The sequence below is a fragment of the Actinosynnema sp. NPDC059797 genome, from assembly GCF_042732085.1.
In the GTDB taxonomy this organism is placed as follows: Bacteria; Actinomycetota; Actinomycetes; order Mycobacteriales; family Pseudonocardiaceae; genus Actinosynnema.
The window spans coordinates 1-1,629 of sequence record NZ_JBHWIE010000707.1; the positions used below are offsets into that span (position 1 = coordinate 1).

Genomic DNA, 1,629 nt, shown 5'->3' on the forward strand with positions numbered 1-1,629 from the left:
GGACCTCGCCGCCCGGACCTCGCCGCCCGGACCTCGCCGCCCGGACCTCGCCGCCCGGCTCACCGGCGCAGGGCGGTCTCCTGCCGCATGTGCGACAGCTTCTCGGGGTTGCGCACCGCGTAGAGCCCGGTGAGGAGGCCGTCGTCCACGCGCACCGCCAGGACGGTGTCGACCTCGCCGTCGAGCCGCAGGACCAGCGCCGGGTAGCCGTTGACCTGCTCCGGCCGCAGCGACCCGAGCGCGGCGAGCCGGCCGACCCCGGCGGCCAGCAGCCGGGCCACCTTGTCGGCGCCCACGACCGGCCGCGGGACGGCCTGCTTGATCCCGCCGCCGTCGCCGAGGAACACGACGTCCGGCGCGAGGAGGTCGAGCAGGCCCCGCAGGTCGCCCGTCTCGGTCGCCAGCCGGAACGCCTCGAGCGCGTCGCGGGCCTGGTCCGCGGACACCACCCCGCGCGGCCGGCGCGCCGCGACGTGCGCCCGTGCCCGGTGGGCGATCTGCCGGACCGCGGCCGGGCTCTTGTCGACGGCCTCGGCGATCTCGTCGTAACCGAGGTCGAACACCTCGCGCAGCACGAACACGGCCCGCTCGGTCGGCGCGAGCGTCTCCAGCACCAGCATCATCGCCATCGAGACGCTGTCGGCCAGCTCGACGTCCTCGGCCACGTCGGGCGAGGTCAGCAGCGGCTCGGGCAGCCAGGGGCCCACGTAGGACTCCTTGCGGCGGCCGAGCGCGCGCAGCCGGCCGAGCGCCTGCCGGGTGGTGATCCGGACCAGGTACGCGCGCCGGTCCCGCACCTCGCCGAGGTCGACGCCCACCCACCGCAGCCAGGTCTCCTGGAGGACGTCCTCCGCGTCCGCCGCCGAGCCGAGCAGCTCGTAGGCGACGGTGAACAGCAGGTTGCGGTGGGCGAGGAACGCCTCGGTGGCGACGTCCGGCCCCCGGTCGTGCCCGTCGGGCGCGGTGTGCGACATGGGTGGCTCCTCTTCGCTCTCGGCCGTGTCGCCCACCAGACACCGGCCACCGCCGCCGTGTGACACCGGGGTGGTGTGCCGCGCGTCACGTCGTCGTCCTGTCACGGGGCCCGCCCCGCCGGCATCTGGTGTTCGCCCGATGCGGTACGAGGAAAGAGGACGAGGTCATGGACACCCGGTTCAACCTGTTCGGCAACGAGGTCGCGGTCAAGTTCGCCAAGCGGTTCGCCAACGCGGGCACGGTGATCCACCAGTCGCCGCTGCCGAAGTCGACGCAGGAGCTGGTGTCGTTGCGCGCCAGCCAGATCAACGGCTGCGGCTGGTGCGTCGACATGCACACCAAGGAGGCGGCGGCCGCCGGCGAGACCGCCGTCCGGCTCCACCTGGTCGCCACGTGGCGCGAGTCGACCGTGTTCACCGAGGCCGAGAGGGCGGCGCTGGCGCTCGCCGAGGAGGGCACCCGGCTCGCCGACGCCCACCAGGGCGTGTCCGACGAGACGTGGGCCCTGGTGCGCGAGCACTACGACGACGACCAGGTCGCCGCGCTGGTCGCGCTGGTCGCCTTGATCAACGCGGCCAACCGGCTCGCCGTGATCGTGCACCAGCGGGGCGGCTCCTACGAGACCGGCGCGTTCGCCGCCGCGCTCAACGGCTG

General features: G+C 74.5%; 2 protein-coding genes. One reads left to right on the forward strand and one right to left on the reverse strand.

The genetic code is table 11. The annotated features are described in order from the left end of the window. Window positions 1-59: 59 nt before the first annotated feature. Window positions 60-974 carry an RNA polymerase sigma-70 factor gene (locus ACFV4N_RS43550; protein WP_499678566.1) on the reverse strand — a complete coding sequence of 305 codons (915 nt, stop codon included), beginning with the start codon at window positions 972-974 and terminating at the stop codon, window positions 60-62. 167 nt (window positions 975-1,141) lie between these two features. Between ACFV4N_RS43550 and ACFV4N_RS43555 the strand changes: the two genes are divergently transcribed. Then, window positions 1,142-1,629, forward strand: a 488-nt coding sequence (locus ACFV4N_RS43555) for a carboxymuconolactone decarboxylase family protein (RefSeq protein ID WP_499678567.1), incomplete at its 3' end; no start/stop codon positions are given.